The organism is Clostridium sp. AF32-12BH (assembly GCF_003477935.1).
Lineage (GTDB): Bacteria > Bacillota > Clostridia > Lachnospirales > Lachnospiraceae > Brotaphodocola.
Genome location: NZ_QUEH01000022.1, coordinates 1 through 15,092, shown reverse-complemented (window position 1 = coordinate 15,092; position 15,092 = coordinate 1). Strand labels below are relative to the sequence as shown.

The 15,092-nt window shown below is 46.5% G+C and carries 15 protein-coding genes and 6 tRNA genes; 1 reads left to right on the top strand and 20 read right to left on the bottom strand.

Going from position 1 to position 15,092, the window contains the following annotated elements; genetic code table 11:
* Nucleotides 1–11 precede the first annotated feature (11 nt).
* From fabF to DWZ40_RS17330, 13 genes are all read right to left on the bottom strand, one after another.
* Nucleotides 12–1,250, bottom strand: a complete 1,239-nt coding sequence (fabF, locus tag DWZ40_RS17390) for a beta-ketoacyl-ACP synthase II (RefSeq protein WP_118544122.1) — start codon at nucleotides 1,248–1,250, stop codon at nucleotides 12–14.
* Nucleotides 1,251–1,280: 30 nt separating this feature from the next.
* Nucleotides 1,281–2,021, bottom strand: a complete 741-nt coding sequence (gene fabG / locus DWZ40_RS17385) for a 3-oxoacyl-[acyl-carrier-protein] reductase (RefSeq protein WP_118544121.1) — start codon at nucleotides 2,019–2,021, stop codon at nucleotides 1,281–1,283.
* The gene (fabD, locus tag DWZ40_RS17380; protein ID WP_118544120.1) at nucleotides 2,015–2,938 is read right to left on the bottom strand and encodes an ACP S-malonyltransferase; all 924 of its coding nucleotides are present in this window, start codon (nucleotides 2,936–2,938) and stop codon (nucleotides 2,015–2,017) included. Before fabD ends, fabG begins: the two co-directional genes overlap by 7 nt.
* Nucleotides 2,939–2,983: 45 nt before the next feature.
* Nucleotides 2,984–3,910 carry an enoyl-[acyl-carrier-protein] reductase FabK gene (fabK, locus tag DWZ40_RS17375; RefSeq protein WP_118544119.1) on the bottom strand — a complete coding sequence of 309 codons (927 nt, stop codon included), beginning with the start codon at nucleotides 3,908–3,910 and terminating at the stop codon, nucleotides 2,984–2,986.
* Between the two features lie 92 nt (nucleotides 3,911–4,002).
* On the bottom strand, nucleotides 4,003–4,236 hold the full coding sequence (acpP, locus tag DWZ40_RS17370; RefSeq protein ID WP_118533698.1) for an acyl carrier protein: 234 nt from the start codon (nucleotides 4,234–4,236) through the stop codon (nucleotides 4,003–4,005).
* Between the two features lie 73 nt (nucleotides 4,237–4,309).
* Nucleotides 4,310–5,275: a beta-ketoacyl-ACP synthase III gene (locus DWZ40_RS17365; RefSeq protein WP_118544118.1), complete on the bottom strand. Its 966-nt coding sequence runs from the start codon at nucleotides 5,273–5,275 to the stop codon at nucleotides 4,310–4,312.
* 214 nt (nucleotides 5,276–5,489) lie between these two features.
* Nucleotides 5,490–5,828 (bottom strand): helix-turn-helix transcriptional regulator, encoded by a 339-nt coding sequence (locus tag DWZ40_RS17360; RefSeq protein ID WP_118544117.1) that lies wholly within the window; start codon nucleotides 5,826–5,828, stop codon nucleotides 5,490–5,492.
* A gap of 188 nt (nucleotides 5,829–6,016) precedes the next feature.
* Nucleotides 6,017–6,889 (bottom strand): 16S rRNA (cytidine(1402)-2'-O)-methyltransferase, encoded by an 873-nt coding sequence (gene rsmI / locus DWZ40_RS17355; protein ID WP_118544116.1) that lies wholly within the window; start codon nucleotides 6,887–6,889, stop codon nucleotides 6,017–6,019.
* A 161-nt stretch (nucleotides 6,890–7,050) separates the two neighbouring features.
* Nucleotides 7,051–7,791: a tRNA1(Val) (adenine(37)-N6)-methyltransferase gene (locus DWZ40_RS17350; RefSeq protein WP_118544115.1), complete on the bottom strand. Its 741-nt coding sequence runs from the start codon at nucleotides 7,789–7,791 to the stop codon at nucleotides 7,051–7,053.
* Nucleotides 7,784–8,695, bottom strand: a complete 912-nt coding sequence (locus DWZ40_RS17345) for a stage 0 sporulation family protein (protein ID WP_118544114.1) — start codon at nucleotides 8,693–8,695, stop codon at nucleotides 7,784–7,786. The genes DWZ40_RS17350 and DWZ40_RS17345 overlap by 8 nt, the downstream gene beginning before the upstream one ends.
* Before the next feature lie 75 nt (nucleotides 8,696–8,770).
* Nucleotides 8,771–9,763, bottom strand: coding sequence for a DNA polymerase III subunit delta' (gene holB / locus DWZ40_RS17340; RefSeq protein WP_118544113.1), 993 nt, complete (start codon nucleotides 9,761–9,763; stop codon nucleotides 8,771–8,773).
* A gap of 147 nt (nucleotides 9,764–9,910) precedes the next feature.
* Entirely contained in the window at nucleotides 9,911–10,519 is a 609-nt protein-coding gene (locus tag DWZ40_RS17335) for a guanylate kinase (RefSeq protein WP_118544112.1), read from the bottom strand.
* Nucleotides 10,520–10,574: 55 nt separating this feature from the next.
* Nucleotides 10,575–12,086, bottom strand: a complete 1,512-nt coding sequence (locus DWZ40_RS17330) for an aminotransferase class I/II-fold pyridoxal phosphate-dependent enzyme (RefSeq protein ID WP_118544111.1) — start codon at nucleotides 12,084–12,086, stop codon at nucleotides 10,575–10,577.
* A 168-nt stretch (nucleotides 12,087–12,254) separates the two neighbouring features.
* Here DWZ40_RS17330 and DWZ40_RS17325 point away from each other — a divergent pair, with 168 nt between their 5' ends.
* Nucleotides 12,255–12,482, top strand: a complete 228-nt coding sequence (locus DWZ40_RS17325; RefSeq protein WP_118544110.1) for a hypothetical protein — start codon at nucleotides 12,255–12,257, stop codon at nucleotides 12,480–12,482.
* A 119-nt stretch (nucleotides 12,483–12,601) separates the two neighbouring features.
* Here DWZ40_RS17325 and DWZ40_RS17320 read toward each other — a convergent pair whose 3' ends face one another.
* The 7 genes from DWZ40_RS17320 to DWZ40_RS17290 form a co-directional block, all read right to left on the bottom strand.
* A complete protein-coding gene (locus tag DWZ40_RS17320; protein WP_147354207.1) occupies nucleotides 12,602–14,308 on the bottom strand; it encodes a hypothetical protein in 1,707 nt (568 codons plus the stop codon).
* 168 nt (nucleotides 14,309–14,476) lie between these two features.
* Nucleotides 14,477–14,549: transfer RNA gene (locus DWZ40_RS17315), tRNA-Lys, on the bottom strand.
* A 3-nt stretch (nucleotides 14,550–14,552) separates the two neighbouring features.
* A tRNA-Phe gene (locus DWZ40_RS17310) sits at nucleotides 14,553–14,625 on the bottom strand.
* A 4-nt stretch (nucleotides 14,626–14,629) separates the two neighbouring features.
* Nucleotides 14,630–14,703, bottom strand: a tRNA-Met gene (locus tag DWZ40_RS17305).
* A gap of 28 nt (nucleotides 14,704–14,731) precedes the next feature.
* Nucleotides 14,732–14,813 (bottom strand) — tRNA-Tyr (locus DWZ40_RS17300).
* Nucleotides 14,814–14,851: 38 nt separating this feature from the next.
* Nucleotides 14,852–14,924 (bottom strand) — tRNA-Thr (locus tag DWZ40_RS17295).
* 21 nt (nucleotides 14,925–14,945) lie between these two features.
* Nucleotides 14,946–15,018 (bottom strand) — tRNA-Val (locus tag DWZ40_RS17290).
* Nucleotides 15,019–15,092: the final 74 nt, after the last annotated feature.

Below are 15,092 nucleotides of genomic sequence, written 5' to 3'. Positions count from 1 at the left end.
CTCCTAAAGACTTACGCCTCGAATTTCTTTACCAGCAGGGTTGCGTTGTGACCACCAAATCCCAGGGAATTGGAGATCGCACAATTTACATCCATCTGTACGCCCTCGCCCTTGCAGTAGTCCAGATCGCACTCCGGATCATCCTTCTCAAGTCCTGCAGTTGCATGAACAAAGCCTTCCTGAATAGATTTTACACAGGTGATGAACTCAACACCGCCTGCTGCGCCCAGAAGATGTCCGATCATAGACTTGGTGGAATTGATCCTGGTCTTGTAAGCATGATCACCTAATGCCAGCTTGATCGCCTTGGTCTCAAATAAGTCATTGTGATGGGTGCTGGTGCCGTGTGCGTTGATGTAATCTACATTCTCCGGCTTCATGCCGGCATCTGCAATCGCCATCTCCATAGCCTTTGCCGCACCGCTTCCGTCCTCAGCCGGGGAAGTGATATGGTATGCATCGCCGGTTGCGCCATAGCCAGCCAGCTCTGCGTAGATCTTTGCCCCTCTTGCCTGTGCATGCTCTAAGGACTCCAGTACAACAACACCTGCACCCTCGCCCATGATGAAGCCGCCGCGCTCTGCATCAAACGGAATGGATGCGCGGGACGGATCTTCGGTTGTATTTAATGCAGTCAGGGCAGTAAAGCCTGCTACGCCGATCGGGGTGATACTTGCCTCTGCACCGCCTGCTACCATCACGTCTGCATCACCATACTGAATCGTACGGAATGCCTCACCAATGGAGTGGGTACCGGTCGCACATGCAGTTACCACGTTAATGCACTTGCCCTTCATGCCAAACTGAATGGAAACATTTCCTGCTGCCATGTTGCTGATCATCAGCGGAACCAAGAGCGGGTTCACACGGCCCGGGCCTTTGTCCAGAAGCTTTTTGTACTCGCGCTCTACGGACTGCAGGCTTCCGATACCGGAACCGATGCTCACGCCCACGCGGAACGGATCTTCCTGGCTCATATCAAGTCCTGCATCCTCCACTGCCTGTCTGGTTGCTGCAACTGCGAACTGGCAGAACTGCTCCATTCTCTTGGCTGCCTTCGGGTCCATGTACTGCTTCGGATCGAAATCCTTCACCTCTGCTGCCAGCTTCGCCTTATAATCTGTGGTATCAAAATAAGTGATCGGGCCAATGCCGACTTTCTTTTCTTTTAAACTGTTCCAGAATTCTTCTACACTGTTTCCGATCGGGGTGATGGCACCCATGCCGGTTACTACTACTCGTCTGCTCATATCGATTCTCCTGTTATCTTCCTTTCAACATTACATAGCCATTCCGCCGTCGACACAGATGACCTGGCCTGTAATGTACTTTGCCGCATCGGATGCTAAAAATGCGACCAGATTTGCGACATCCTCTGTCTCACCGAATTTTTTCATCGGAATCTGTGCATTGATGTTTTCCTTAATGGTATCTGACAGCACATCCGTCATATCGGTTTTGATAAATCCCGGTGCGACTGCGTTGCAGGTAATGCCTCTGCTTGCCATTTCCCTTGCCACTGCCTTGGTCATACCGATCACGCCAGCTTTGGATGCGCTGTAGTTTACCTGGCCTGCATTTCCCATCACACCGGATACCGATGAGATGTTTACGATATGTCCGCTCTTCTGCTTTAACATCTGGCGGGAAATATGCTTAATGCAGTTGAACGCACCCTTTAAGTTGGTGTTTAAGACTGCGTCAAAATCTTCCTCGCTCATCTTCATCAGCAGGTTATCGCGGGTAATGCCGGCATTATTGACCAGAATGTCTACACGGCCATAGGTTTTCACCACATACTCCATCATCTCTGCTGCCTTGTCATACTCAGACACATTACACTGCAGGGCCTCTGCCTTGCCGCCCAGTGCCTCGATTTCTTTTACAGTCTCCTCTGCCTTTGCTGCAGATCCATTATAATTGACAACAACGGTTGCTCCCTTTGCTGCCAGAGTCTTTGCGATTTCTTTTCCGATGCCACGGCTTGCGCCGGTCACCACTGCGATCTTTCCAGTTAACATCCAAGTTCCTCCACAACTTTTGACACGTCATCCAGCTTCTCTATATTAAGAACCTTTACGGTTCTGTCGATCTTTCTCATAAATCCGCTCAGGGTCTTGCCCGGGCCGATCTCTACAAAGGTATCTACTCCGTCAGCCAGCATGGTACGCACACTCTGCTCCCATCTGACAGAGGAAGAAACCTGTCTGGTCAGAAGCGGTTTTACTTCCGCCGCATCTGTTACATACTGCGCGGTCACATTCGCCACATACGGAATCACCGGAGTATGAACCTCCACGTTTTCCAGTACCTCACCAAGCTTCTCACCGGCGCCGGTCAGCATGCGGGAATGGAATGGTCCGCTTACGTTTAACAGGATCGTGCGCTTTGCACCTGCTTCCTTTAACTTCTCACAGGCAGTTTCGACTGCCTCTTTTTTTCCGGAAATTACAATCTGTCCCGGACAGTTATAGTTCGCGATCTGCACGCCATCGATATCTGCAATGGTTTCTTCAATGGCTGCGGCATCCATAGCCAGGACAGCAGCCATCGCTCCCTGTCCTGCCGGAACTGCCTGCTGCATCAGAATGCCTCTCTGTCTTACCGTTGCAATGGCATCCTTCTCGCTCATAACACCGGCCGCATAGAGTGCGCAATATTCGCCCAGGCTAAGCCCTGCTGTTACATCCGGCTTCACGCCCTTTTCTTCCAGTACCTTTGTCATGGCAATGCTGGTAGTCACCATCGCAGCCTGGGTATACTCTGTGATATCCAGACGGTCATTCTCCGTAAAGCAAAGCTCCGGAACGGAGAAACCCAGAATCTCGCTTGCCAGGTCAAAGGTCTCTTTTCCAGCCTTTGTCTGCTCATAAAAATCCTGTCCCATACCGCACACCTGCGCGCCCTGTCCCGGGTAAATAAATGCGATCCTGCTCATCACTCTTGCTCCTTTTTGCGTTCAAATACTTAATCTATTCCTACTCTATTTGCGGCCCAGAAGTTTCTCCGCCTGTGCCATCATCTCATCGATCATTTCCTTACAGGTCTGCTCCTTGGAAACCATACCTGCAATCTGTCCTGCCATCACGGTTCCATGCGCTACATCGCCCTCCTGGACTGCCTTGCGCAGCGTTCCAAGTGTCAGATACTCCAGTTCCTCAAAGCTCTTTCCTTCGTTCTCCAGCTTCACATACTCTCTGGTCATCTGGTTTCTCAGACAGCGCACCGGATGTCCATGAGTGCGTCCGGTTACGGTAGAATCGATATCCTTTGCCTTTAAGACACGGTCTTTATAATTCTGATGGACAATACACTCTTTCGCTACCAGGAAACGGGTTCCCATCTGCACGGCCTCAGCCCCCAGCATGAATGCCGCTGCGATGCCTCTGCCATCACCGATACCGCCTGCTGCGATCACCGGAATGGAAACAGCATCTACTACCTGCGGTACCAGTGTCATGGTGGTTGCCTCACCGATATGTCCGCCGGACTCTGTGCCCTCTGCTACAACTGCATCTGCGCCGTAGCGCTCCATTCTCTTTGCCAGAGCTACGGATGCAACAACCGGGATGACCTTCACGCCTGCTGCCTTCCACATCTCCATATATTTTTCCGGGTTTCCGGCTCCGGTCGTAACAACCTTCACGCCTTCTTCCACGACTACTTTTGCTACTTCATCTGCGTAAGGGCTCATCAGCATCACATTGACACCGAATGGCTTGTCTGTTGCAGCTTTTACCTCACGGATATAATTCCGGATGACCTCAGCCGGTGCATTCGCCCCGCCGATCAGTCCCAGACCGCCAGCAGCGGATACCGCAGCTGCCAGATGGCTCTCTGCCACCCATGCCATACCACCCTGAATGATCGGGTATTCAATTCCCAAGAGTTCTGTAATTCTCGTTTTCATCTGACTCCTCCAACTCACTCTTTTAACAGGTGAAACATATTCTGCGCAGTTTCTCCCGTTGTCGCGGCATTCGCCAAAAAAGGGTGCAGGGCTTATGCCTCTACACCTTTCTCCTTCAGGTAATTCATAACATCACCAACTGTCAGCAGGTTCTGCAGGTCGTCAGACGGGATCTCTACGGAGTACTCATCCTCCAGAGCCATTACCAGCTCGAACAGATCCAGGGAATCCGCACCTAAATCCTCTTTGAAGGAAGAAGCCTCAGTGATGCTGTCTGCATCTACGCTTAACTGATCTGCAATAATTTCTTTCATCTTCTCTAACATAATTTTAATCTCCTTTACTATGTAATTGTTTTTATATGTTTGAAGAAAACGGATCGTAAATCTGTTTTCCTTACTACCATTCCAGCAGCACTGCGCCCCAGGTAAGTCCTCCGCCAAAACCGGCAAGCACCAGTTTGTCACCCCGTTTCAGCTTTCCTTCCCGGTTTAACTGATCTAACAGGATCGGAACCGTAGCCCCGGAGGTATTTCCATACTTGTCAATGTTCATCGGCACCTTATCGAGCGGCTGCTTCAACCGTTTTGCCACAGCCTCACAGATCCGGTAGTTTGCCTGATGAAGAATAAAGTACCGAATATCATCCATATCAGTACCGCTTTCAGAAAGTACCTGATGAATGCATTCCGGAACTTTTTTCACTGCGAACTTAAACACTTCCTGACCATTCATAGAAATGTAACCCAGTTCCGGTTTCTTTCCGTTTAAAAAGTTCCCCTCGCTGCGTGCCAGACAGGAAAGTACCATGCCACGCGCACCGTCGGAACCCATAACACTGTGAATAACGCCGGTCTTTTCATCTGCGCGGATCACCGCTGCCCCGGCCCCATCACCAAACAACACACAGGTGCCCCGGTCGCTCCAGTCTGTCAGCTTGCTTAAACAGTCTGCACCAATGATCAGTCCTGTCTTGTACGTACCTGCCTGAAGAAAGGCCTGTGCCGTGCTGAGGGCAATCTCAAATCCGGAACAGGCCGCACTGATATCAAATGCCATCGCGTGTACTGCACCAATCGCCGCCTGTACTTCACAGGCCCCATTTGGGAAACAGTGATCCGGAGAAGAAGTTGCAAGCAAAATAAACTCAATCTCTTCTGCCGTAACCTTTGCGTTCTCCAGAGCACGCTCGGCTGCCCGGGAAGCCAGTACACTGGTACCCTCTGTCTCAGCGATCCGGCGTTCATGGATTCCGGTGCGGGTAACGATCCACTCATCACTGGTATCCACAACTTCTGCCAATTCTTCATTCGTCACAATGCGCTCCGGAACATAAGAACCGGTTCCAATAATTCTGCCTGTCATGTTCGTACCTGTTTCCTCTTGAAATTCGTGCGATACTCTGTCGCAACCATCCTAAATTTACTTTTATTTTCAAATGTTTTGATATTCAAAGTATTTTGACGTTTTATATATTATAGAATAAAAAGCGTTTTGTCAAGCAATATTCCTGACAAAACGCTTCCTGGTTTCGGTATTCTTTTTTCCTGCCGCCCTGAGATCTGTTCTGCGCAAACGATTAGGACTGATTTTGAAGCTGATTGTCTTTTAAAAGCCGCATCATCAGAACCACCACATGCTTCAGATCTTTGTTCAGCGCTTCCCATTCGCATACCGGGAAGTCTTTTGCAGTGCTTTTCGCCGGATCGTCCTCAACCAGACTTAAAAATTCCGAACATTTCATGTCAAATGCTTTGCTGATCTTAGTCAAATTGTCGATGCTGACCGTACTTCTTTTGTTAAACATTGTTGTCAGGGTTGATTGCTTGATTCCACTTAACTGAGAAAGCCGATACCGGCTGTATCCTCGCTGCTTCATCAATTCTTCAATCTTCAGCAGCAACCTTTCATTTTCCATGTCATATCTCCTTATCCTTTGAATACCTCTATCTTATTGGATTTCAGAGACATGCCATAGATTTAATATTTTGATAATATATGGCGATATTTTGACATATTTTCCCATTTTTTTGCCGCAAATCCGATTATACATGCATCCTGCTTCGAATTCACGGCATTCTTTGTTCTTGTATTTCAGCCCTGCGTTTATGCTTCCTTATGTTCCATTAATATACGATATACATCGCGCTTTGTGATACCGCGGTCTTTCGCAACCTGCTTCATGGCATCTTTCCGATCCATCCCCTGGCTTAAGTAAAGATCCATATGTTCTTCCAGGCTCATTTCATCCCAGGATTTTTGCTGCTCTGCCTTCAACTCATCGATGCTTTTTCCCTCAATTACAATGACACATTCCCCTTTGGGCTCTTCACTTTCATAATGAACCAGTGCCTCCGCAAAGGTAGTCCGATATGCTTCCTCATATTTTTTTGTCAGTTCCCGGCAAATGGTAATGCGCCGGTTTGCTCCTAACGTATCGGATAATTCCTGCAAAGTCCGCACCAGATGATGCGGTGCCTCATATACGATCATCGTCCGTGTCTCGCTTTTTAATTCTTCCAGAACCCACTGACGTTCCTTTTTATCCACCGGAAGAAATGCCTCAAAACAGAATCGTCTTGTTCCCAGCCCCGATAAAGTCAACGCTGTAATGCAGGCTGCCGGTCCCGGCAGGGAAGTCACTTCAATTCCGGCTTCATAACACTGTTTCACCAGTTCTTCACCCGGATCTGAAATTCCCGGTGTTCCCGCATCGGTCACCAGTGCAATATTGACCCCCTGGCGCATCTGTTCCACCAGATAGCGTGCTTTGTCAATCTTATTGTACTCATGATAACTGGTCATCGGAGTTTTGATTCCAAAATGATTCAGCAGTTTGATGCTGTGTCTGGTGTCTTCTGCTGCAATCAGATCTGCTTCCTTTAACGTATTGAGTACCCGAAGTGTAATATCATCCAGATTTCCGATCGGGGTCGCACAAAGATATAACTTACCTGCTGTCTTTTCCTGCTCAGCCATAATTTCCTCCTGATAGCAGAAAATCCGTCATACCTCGCCTGCCAGACAAAGCTATAACGAATTTTCGCTGCAACTGTTTTTCTCTCAGTTCCGTTTTTGCCTTAATATGCGCAATCATTCTGTATTTTTGTTCCTGTACGTACTTGCGTGTTTTCTGTTCTCTAATATCCGTAAATATCGTAAATTTCCTGTGTATACACGCCAGGTTTCTGATATACAATGATGGGGGCTTCCACCTTCATCATAGATTTTCCGCCCCGCACGGCCTCGATCAGCACCATATTCGCATCCTTGTCGATAAAAGGATGTACCAGTTTCATACGCTTCGGTTCCAGTTTGTAATTTTTTAATGCTGTAATGATCTCAGCCAGCCTGTGAGGCCGGTGTACCATATAAAACCGTCCTCCGGTTTTTAAAAGCAGCGAAGCTTCCCGGCATACATCATCCAGCGTGCAGAACACTTCGTGGCGGGCAATTGCCTTGGGGAGATCCGGATTTTTCAATCCATGATTGTCATTCATATAAGGCGGATTGGAGGTAACCACATCAAAAGAAGCCTTGCCGAACAGCCGGCTGGCTTCTTTGATGTCTCCTCTTACGATATCTACCCGGTCTTCCAGATGATTCAGTCTTACACTGCGGTTTGCCATCTCAGCTACTTCCTCCTGAATCTCCAGCCCGGTAAAATGTCGTCCTTTTGTTTTTGCCTCCAGGAGAATGGGAATGATCCCGGTTCCAGTTCCCAGATCCACTGCCATCTCTCCCTCTTTTACCTGGGCAAATCCGGACAAAAGTACGGCATCCATGCCAAAACAAAAACCTTTCTTTTTCTGGATGATACGGTAACCATTTCTCTGAAGATCATCGATCCGCTCATCCTCACCGCAGATCACCTTATTCATTCAGTTTCGACTTTCCTTCCTTTTTTTCCAGTGCTTCCAGCTTCTTCAGTTCCGAATCTTCTGCCTGCTCTCCTTTGCCTTTTCTGCGGCGTGGTTTAAACTTCAACTGCTCTACTTTGTATTCCCGGATTTCTTTTTCATCTTTTTCCACCATAACGACAACCTTAACCAGCTGGCGCAGCACATTCACACTCTGTACTTCTCCCTTTAGGCCATCGTCGGTCGTTACATAATCTCCTACACCCGGAAGTTTGCTGTTTAAATATTCGTAGGTTTCTTCCTCATTCTTCAGGCAGCACATCAGACGTCCGCATACACCGGAAATCTTCGTCGGATTTAAGGAAAGATTCTGTTCCTTTGCCATCTTGATGGATACCGGAATAAACTCAGACAGGTAAGAATGACAGCAAAGCGGTCTGCCGCAGATGCCAATGCCTCCTACAATTTTCGTCTCGTCCCGGACGCCAACCTGGCGAAGCTCAATCCTGGTCTTAAATACGGATGCAAGATCTTTTACCAGCTCACGGAAATCGATTCTTCCATCTGCCGTAAAATAAAAAAGGATCTTGTTATTATCAAATGTGTATTCCACATCGATCAGTTTCATCTCCAGCTTATGCTTACGGATCTTTTCCTGACAAATTTTAAAAGCATCCTTTTCTTTTTTCCGGTTTGCCTCTTCCCGGGCAATATCTTCTTTATTTGCCATACGGATTACAGCCTTTAAAGGCTGTACAACCTTATGATCGTCCACATCGCGGTTTCCTAAAACCACATGACCATATTCAATTCCACGTGCAGTCTCCACGATCACATGGTCACCATTTTTAATTTCCAGCTTTCCAGGCGAAAAATAATAAATTTTTCCAGCCGTACGAAAGCGCACTCCAATCACTGTTACCATAATTTTTCTATCTCCTATCTGTTTTCCGGTACATTTCTGCAACGATCAGAAATCATTACCAGACCTTCCAACACACTAACTATTTTCTTTCATAACAAGCAGCATCAGTTCCATGGCCAGTTCCATATTGACATTGGCATCCAGCCGGACACGGGCTTTCCCAATCGCTTCAAGCACTTTCTCCAGTCCTGCATAGGAACATGTCTGTCCAATTGCATTGATACTGCTGTATTCATCTTTAAAGATCAGCTGGTTCATATCGCGCGCAACTTTGTAAAGCAGCACATCCCGGTACCAGAGCTGCATAAAATCCAGACACTCATAGATATCCAGGTTTTCTTCTTTCATTTTACGGATATAATCCAGCAGTTCAGAAATATCCATCTCCTTCACATATTTTAAAAGATGGAGCATTTCTCCATGCAAAAGCTTAAAGTCCTCGGAAGAAGCCAGGGAAATCGCTTTTCCAAGGTTTCCACGCGCAAATGCTGCGTAAATATCGGCATCTGCTTCTCCAATATGCAGATTGTCCGTCAGATATTTCTTTACGGTAAAATCCCTAAGAGGCTTCAATTTTAACTGTACGCAGCGGGAAAGGATCGTCGGCAAAAATGCCTCCTGATTGGTTGTCAAAAGCAGGATAACCGCATAGGACGGCGGCTCCTCAATGGTTTTTAACAGCGCATTCTGTGCCTGCTGGGTCATCTTTTCCGCTTCATCCACAATATACACTTTATAATAGCTGCTGTATGGACGGATCATGATGGTATCATTGATCTGTTTACGGATATCATCCACACCAATCGTTCCTGGTTTTTCGTGGGACACATAGATCAGATCCGGATGGCTGCCGCTCAACACCTGTTTGCAGGCATGACATTCCATACAAGGCTCACTTTTTCCCTTCTCACAAAGAAGTGTGAGCGCAAAAGCATTTGCCAGGGATTTCCGCCCCATTCCGGCCTCTCCGGTAAGAATATAGGCATGCGATACCTTGTTGTACTCAATTGCCTTTTGAAAATGTTCTTTTATCTGTTCATGACCGATGATTTCCTGAAAATTCAACATGACAGTCACCTCGCAGTCTTTTCATTTTTACTATAAAAATTCTGCCGCCGATCAGGCGGCGTGAATTCAGGGATGCCAAATGCGCCTGCCAAAAGTATAACACACTTTTTCTTCCCAGCCAATGCCCCGGCTCCTAAATCATAAAAATCACGGTTCCTGCACACAGGTAGAAAAACACGCTTTCCGGATTCGCTCTGTAATCTTTTTGACGCAGCTTTCCAATTCCGTATTTTCAAAGTTTTCCGTCACACCAAGACGTGCCAGGCGCTCTGGCGCAAAATCTGCTTCATCCGCCAGAAAACGCCGACACATTTCGGCGTATTTGGGTGCACTCTGCTGCCGTTCACGCAAAAGTGCACGCTCCAGACGCACTCCATCCTCCACGGTAACATACAACGGAATCAGATTTTTTTCCCCATAATACTCCCGCAGTTTCTCATACGAATCCAGGGTACCGATGACCAGATAATTCTGATGTTTCAGATCAATCTGCCCATCATCCACCGTTGCATAACTCCATGGTCCGTAAACCGTCTGATACGTCCGTACTTCAATTACTTTTCCGCTCTGTTCCAGATCATGCAGTTTCTCATCGTCTATAAAATGGTATTCGACCCCTTCCCATTCTCCGTCCCGGATCGGACGTGTCGTGTAGAGCACAATACTCTGCAACTGGGGACAGTCACTGCGCAGACGTTTATAAATACTGTCCTTTCCTGATGCACTCTTTCCCATCAGATAAAAAATTTTTCCCATTTTTTGTTTTCTCCTGCTGCTGATTTTTCAATTTTCCGATTCACAGAATCTTACTTCACTCACACAATCTTACCTCATTTGCCAGATTTTCTCTGGTCACCCGCAGATACTCTGTCCGTTTATCCTCCATTCCCTGGACTGGAAGTCCGATCTTCCGGTCATATACGACCTCACGAATGATTTCCTCCGTCATTTTTTCACCTGGAGTGATGATCGGAATTCCAGGCGGATACAAATAAATGAACTCCCCGGAAATCCGTCCTGCCGATTTTTCCAGGCGGATACGCTCAAGCGGTGCATTCCATGCCTCCGCGGGGGAGATACAGATTTCCGGTCTTATTTCCCATCCTTTTTCTGCTTCACAGAATCCGCTTCTCCCACCAAGTCCTGCAGCCGCATTCATATCGTTTCCCTGCATTACTAATTTTTGATCTATCGCAAGCAACGCATTTGCCAGGCGCTCCAAATGCTCCTCCGAATCCAAAAAGGTCAGGATTGCTACCACATAATCCGCTCCGCACATTTCCAGCTCAATTGCAAAATCCCGGCGCATCCATTCACTAAGTTCCTCGCCTGTCATCGCGCCCCGGCAGGAAATCACCAGTTTTGATTCATCGACGTCGAATACGCCATATGCTCCATTTATCTTCCGGCTTAACAGTTTCAAAATCTGCAGCGCTTCCAGTCTTTCACGTATATTTCGAATGCGTTTTGAAAATGCTTCCATGCAATTGCTCCCATGTTTCTCCATTTCAAAAATACACTGCTCCATGACTGCCATAAACACATAGGAAGGACTGCTGCTCTGATACATCTGCAGGCAACGTTCCAGACGTTCCCTGCTGACCCTGTTTCCTTTCAGATGCAGGACTGCTGTCTGCGTCAGACTGGGCAGCGTTTTATGCAGACTCTGGATTACCAGATCCGCTCCACATGATAAAGCCGACTTTGGAAAACATCCATTGCCAAACGGGAAATGTGCACCATGCGCTTCATCCACGATAAGAGGAATGTTGTGCCTGTGAACAATCTCTGCAATTTTGCTGATATCAGAAACCACGCCGTCATACGTTGGAGACACGATCAAAACTCCGCGAATTTCCGGGCATTCTTCTAATTGTTTTTCCACATCATCCGGCGAGATTCCGCCCTGTATCCCCAAATCCTCAATAATTTGTGGATAAACGTATTCCGGTTTCAACGAATTGAGGATAAGTCCATGATATACCGATTTATGGCAGTTGCGGCTGACAAGCATCGTTTCACCCGGACGCATGACTGCCCCAATGGCACTTAAAATTCCACAGCTGCTCCCATTGACCAGATAATAGGTGCGATCTGCACCATACACACCTGCTGCCCAGCGCATGGATTCCTTTAAAATTCCCTCTGCATGATGCAGATTGTCAAAACCTTCAATTTCCGTAATATCAATGGAAAATGGGTTAGGAAACTCCCTCGTCATTCCAAACTCCAGATTCCGTTTATGTCCCGGCATGTGAAAAGCCGCTGCATCAGATGCAGCATAGCGCTTCAACCGCTCTGTTAATAACTCTTTTCTCTCCATTTGTCTCTATTCATCCTTCTATAATAAGAGATTGTAACATAGAACACCTTTACATTCCAACCTCTTTTCATTATAATCGATATGTTGCGAACCGTACGTTGCTGATGCTTCGCATTACCAATCGGCAGCATGAAAACATTCACAGAAAAAGAAAAGAGATGACATATTTTGCGCGAAATGGAATTCAAAATGGAACGCCAGGGTCTTGTGAAAATCGGGGATGTCGTAGATGTCACAGAACGAGAAGGCTTTAACTACAGCTATATCATCGAACCGGCTGTTGCCATGTCCGGCTGCTACAAGTCAAGGGACCGGCTCAAATCCAAACAAGGTGTAATAAAAGATATTCAGGAAAATTCACGCGGTTTTTACGTGATTGCAGAATTTGATGAATAAAACCGAACTTATTTTATATACTGAGAAATAAGCTTATCCACTTATGTGACAAACGAGGAGTTTATATCCAGAAAGAGGAACTTGTATACCGTAAGAAAAAACAGAGTTGCGACAGAAGATCAATCTTCCATCACAACTCTGTTTTTATCCGGAATCACCAGAACCTTGCGCCACATTGGTACCGGTACTTCTCCTTTTTTCCAATAACAGTCTTCCCAATAACCATACACCTGACCATCCTGCATCACAACAAATTTAACCCGGTCATTGCCTGTCGTTTCCTGTCTTTCCCGAAGTTCTGCATCATCCAGATAACTCATTTGACCAGAACGGGAGATAACAGCAATCACCCCATAACCATTTTTCCAGTTTTCAGGGGCATAATTCCCATAAATCTGGTCTCCCTCTTCGGAATAATACAACTGCCAGATTCTTCCCGGATATCGTTTGTGTAATTCTTCCACTTCTGCATCTTCCTCAGTCAGAGAAAGGCGAAATAACTGACTGTACTGTTTTCCGCGCTCTTTTCCCTTCATCCATGCACTGTAATAAATCCAGTCTCCTACAATGCAGAAACTGTCAATCGACTTGCCCATAGACTCAAAAAGTTTTTCATTTCCGCCCTTTTTGCAAAAGATTGCCTGACCCTCTCCATCATTCTGCTCTTTCAAATAATATTCTGTACTTCCATACTGATGTTTTGCAGTCATGATATCTTCAATCCGGTTTCCAGACATTTTAAAAACACGATCACCATATTGGAGATTTCCATCTATGTCTGTCTGCAGTGTTCTTCCAAGGGTATCATACAAATAAATCTCATCATTTTGTACAGCTGCATAGGCGCCTATCTGCTGTGTTGCAAAAGCTGCATCTACACTGATCCGCTGCACAGACCCATACTGCATAATATAGATTCCATCTTCCCAAAACGTAAAATTATCTACATCCTGGGCAATCACCTCAATCTCCTGATCCGTATCCGACCGGTATAAGGTATGATACAAAGATGGATGAACCTTCGAAAGCTGACTGTCTTTTCGTTCCGGACAAGGCAGATAATACGTCCAGCCATCTCTTGTCTGAATTTCTTCATTGTAATCGTGCTCTCCTGCGAGGTTGCTTTCTTCCAATGGCACAGTATAGAGAATCTGCCCCGCTTCAGAGAGAACTACTGCTTTATCGCCTAATTGAATCTCTATCGTTTCCTTCTTTGCTTCCGTCTCTTCGGTCTGATGAAACGTCCGTTCAAATGGTGCCTGCAAAAGATCCAGCTGGTGTTTCACTTTCCAGATTCCAACAATCGCCAGCAAAATTGCCGCTATCAGCAGTACAATGGACCAAATTCTCTTTCCCCGGGAAACATCCGTCTCATCCGGGTATTCTCCGGTTCCTTCTACAATTCCCAGGCGGTCTTCTATTTCCAGAAGCAAAGAAGTCTCATCCAGATTCGTCAGATTTTCTTTTCTGGCTTCTTTTGACTGCATTTTTTCTTCTGCATAAGATGCCTCAATCATTTCCCGTGTAGCTTCCAACTTCGTTTCTGCCAAAAAATCAGATCGCTTTAAAAGCCAGTCTGCTGGACTCTTTTCCTTCTGAAGCTGACTTCCTCTCTGATAAGCTTCCATATAAACCTGAATCAAAAGTTCTTTTGCCTTCTCTTCCTGCCCGAAAATAAGCTTTGCATGACGGTACAAAGATTTGTAAGTCAAAATATACAGATTTTCAAACTCATGAATCCATTTATCCTGTTCTGAAACTTTATGCGTTTTGGTTCCTTTCATTCCATCGTTTCCTCTTTCATCGGAGCCCAGTAATACAAACATTTTTGAAGATAAATTGAAGATATTATCATTCGCTCGTTATATTTTATCATACAATAGATGATTACAAAAGCACTTTTTCTGTGCGGGGATTGTCTGAAGATATTTGTCACCTGAAACAAAAAATGGCTTAAATCCAAGGTTTTCAAGGATTTAAGCCATTTTCAAAGATGAGCGTGCGGGGATTCGAACCCCGGACAACTTGATTAAAAGTCAAGTGCTCTACCGACTGAGCTACACGCCCGTATGCCTTGGACCGGAATCGAACCAGTGACACGAGGATTTTCAGTCCTCTGCTCTACCAACTGAGCTACCAAGGCAAAATTGCGGGGATAGGATTTGAACCTATGACCTTCGGGTTATGAGCCCGACGAGCTTCCAGACTGCTCCACCCCGCGATATTCGCGAAAATATGAAGTTGTTGAGTGGGGGAAGGTGGATTCGAACCACCGAAAGCACAGCTAACAGATTTACAGTCTGCCCCCTTTGGCCACTCGGGAATTCCCCCATAATCATTATTTAATTACCGCAAAGCGGAAATCTCAAAGCCGATAATCGGACTCGAACCGATAACCTGCTGATTACAAATCAGCTGCTCTGCCAATTGAGCCATATCGGCGAACCAGGTTTTCTTTGAAAGTGGGGCCTATAGGGCTCGAACCTATGACCCTCTGCTTGTAAGGCAGATGCTCTCCCAGCTGAGCTAAGACCCCATATTCAACTTTCGAATACCACTTTAGCGATATTCAGCGACCCGGATGGGGTTCGAACCCACGACCTCCGCCGT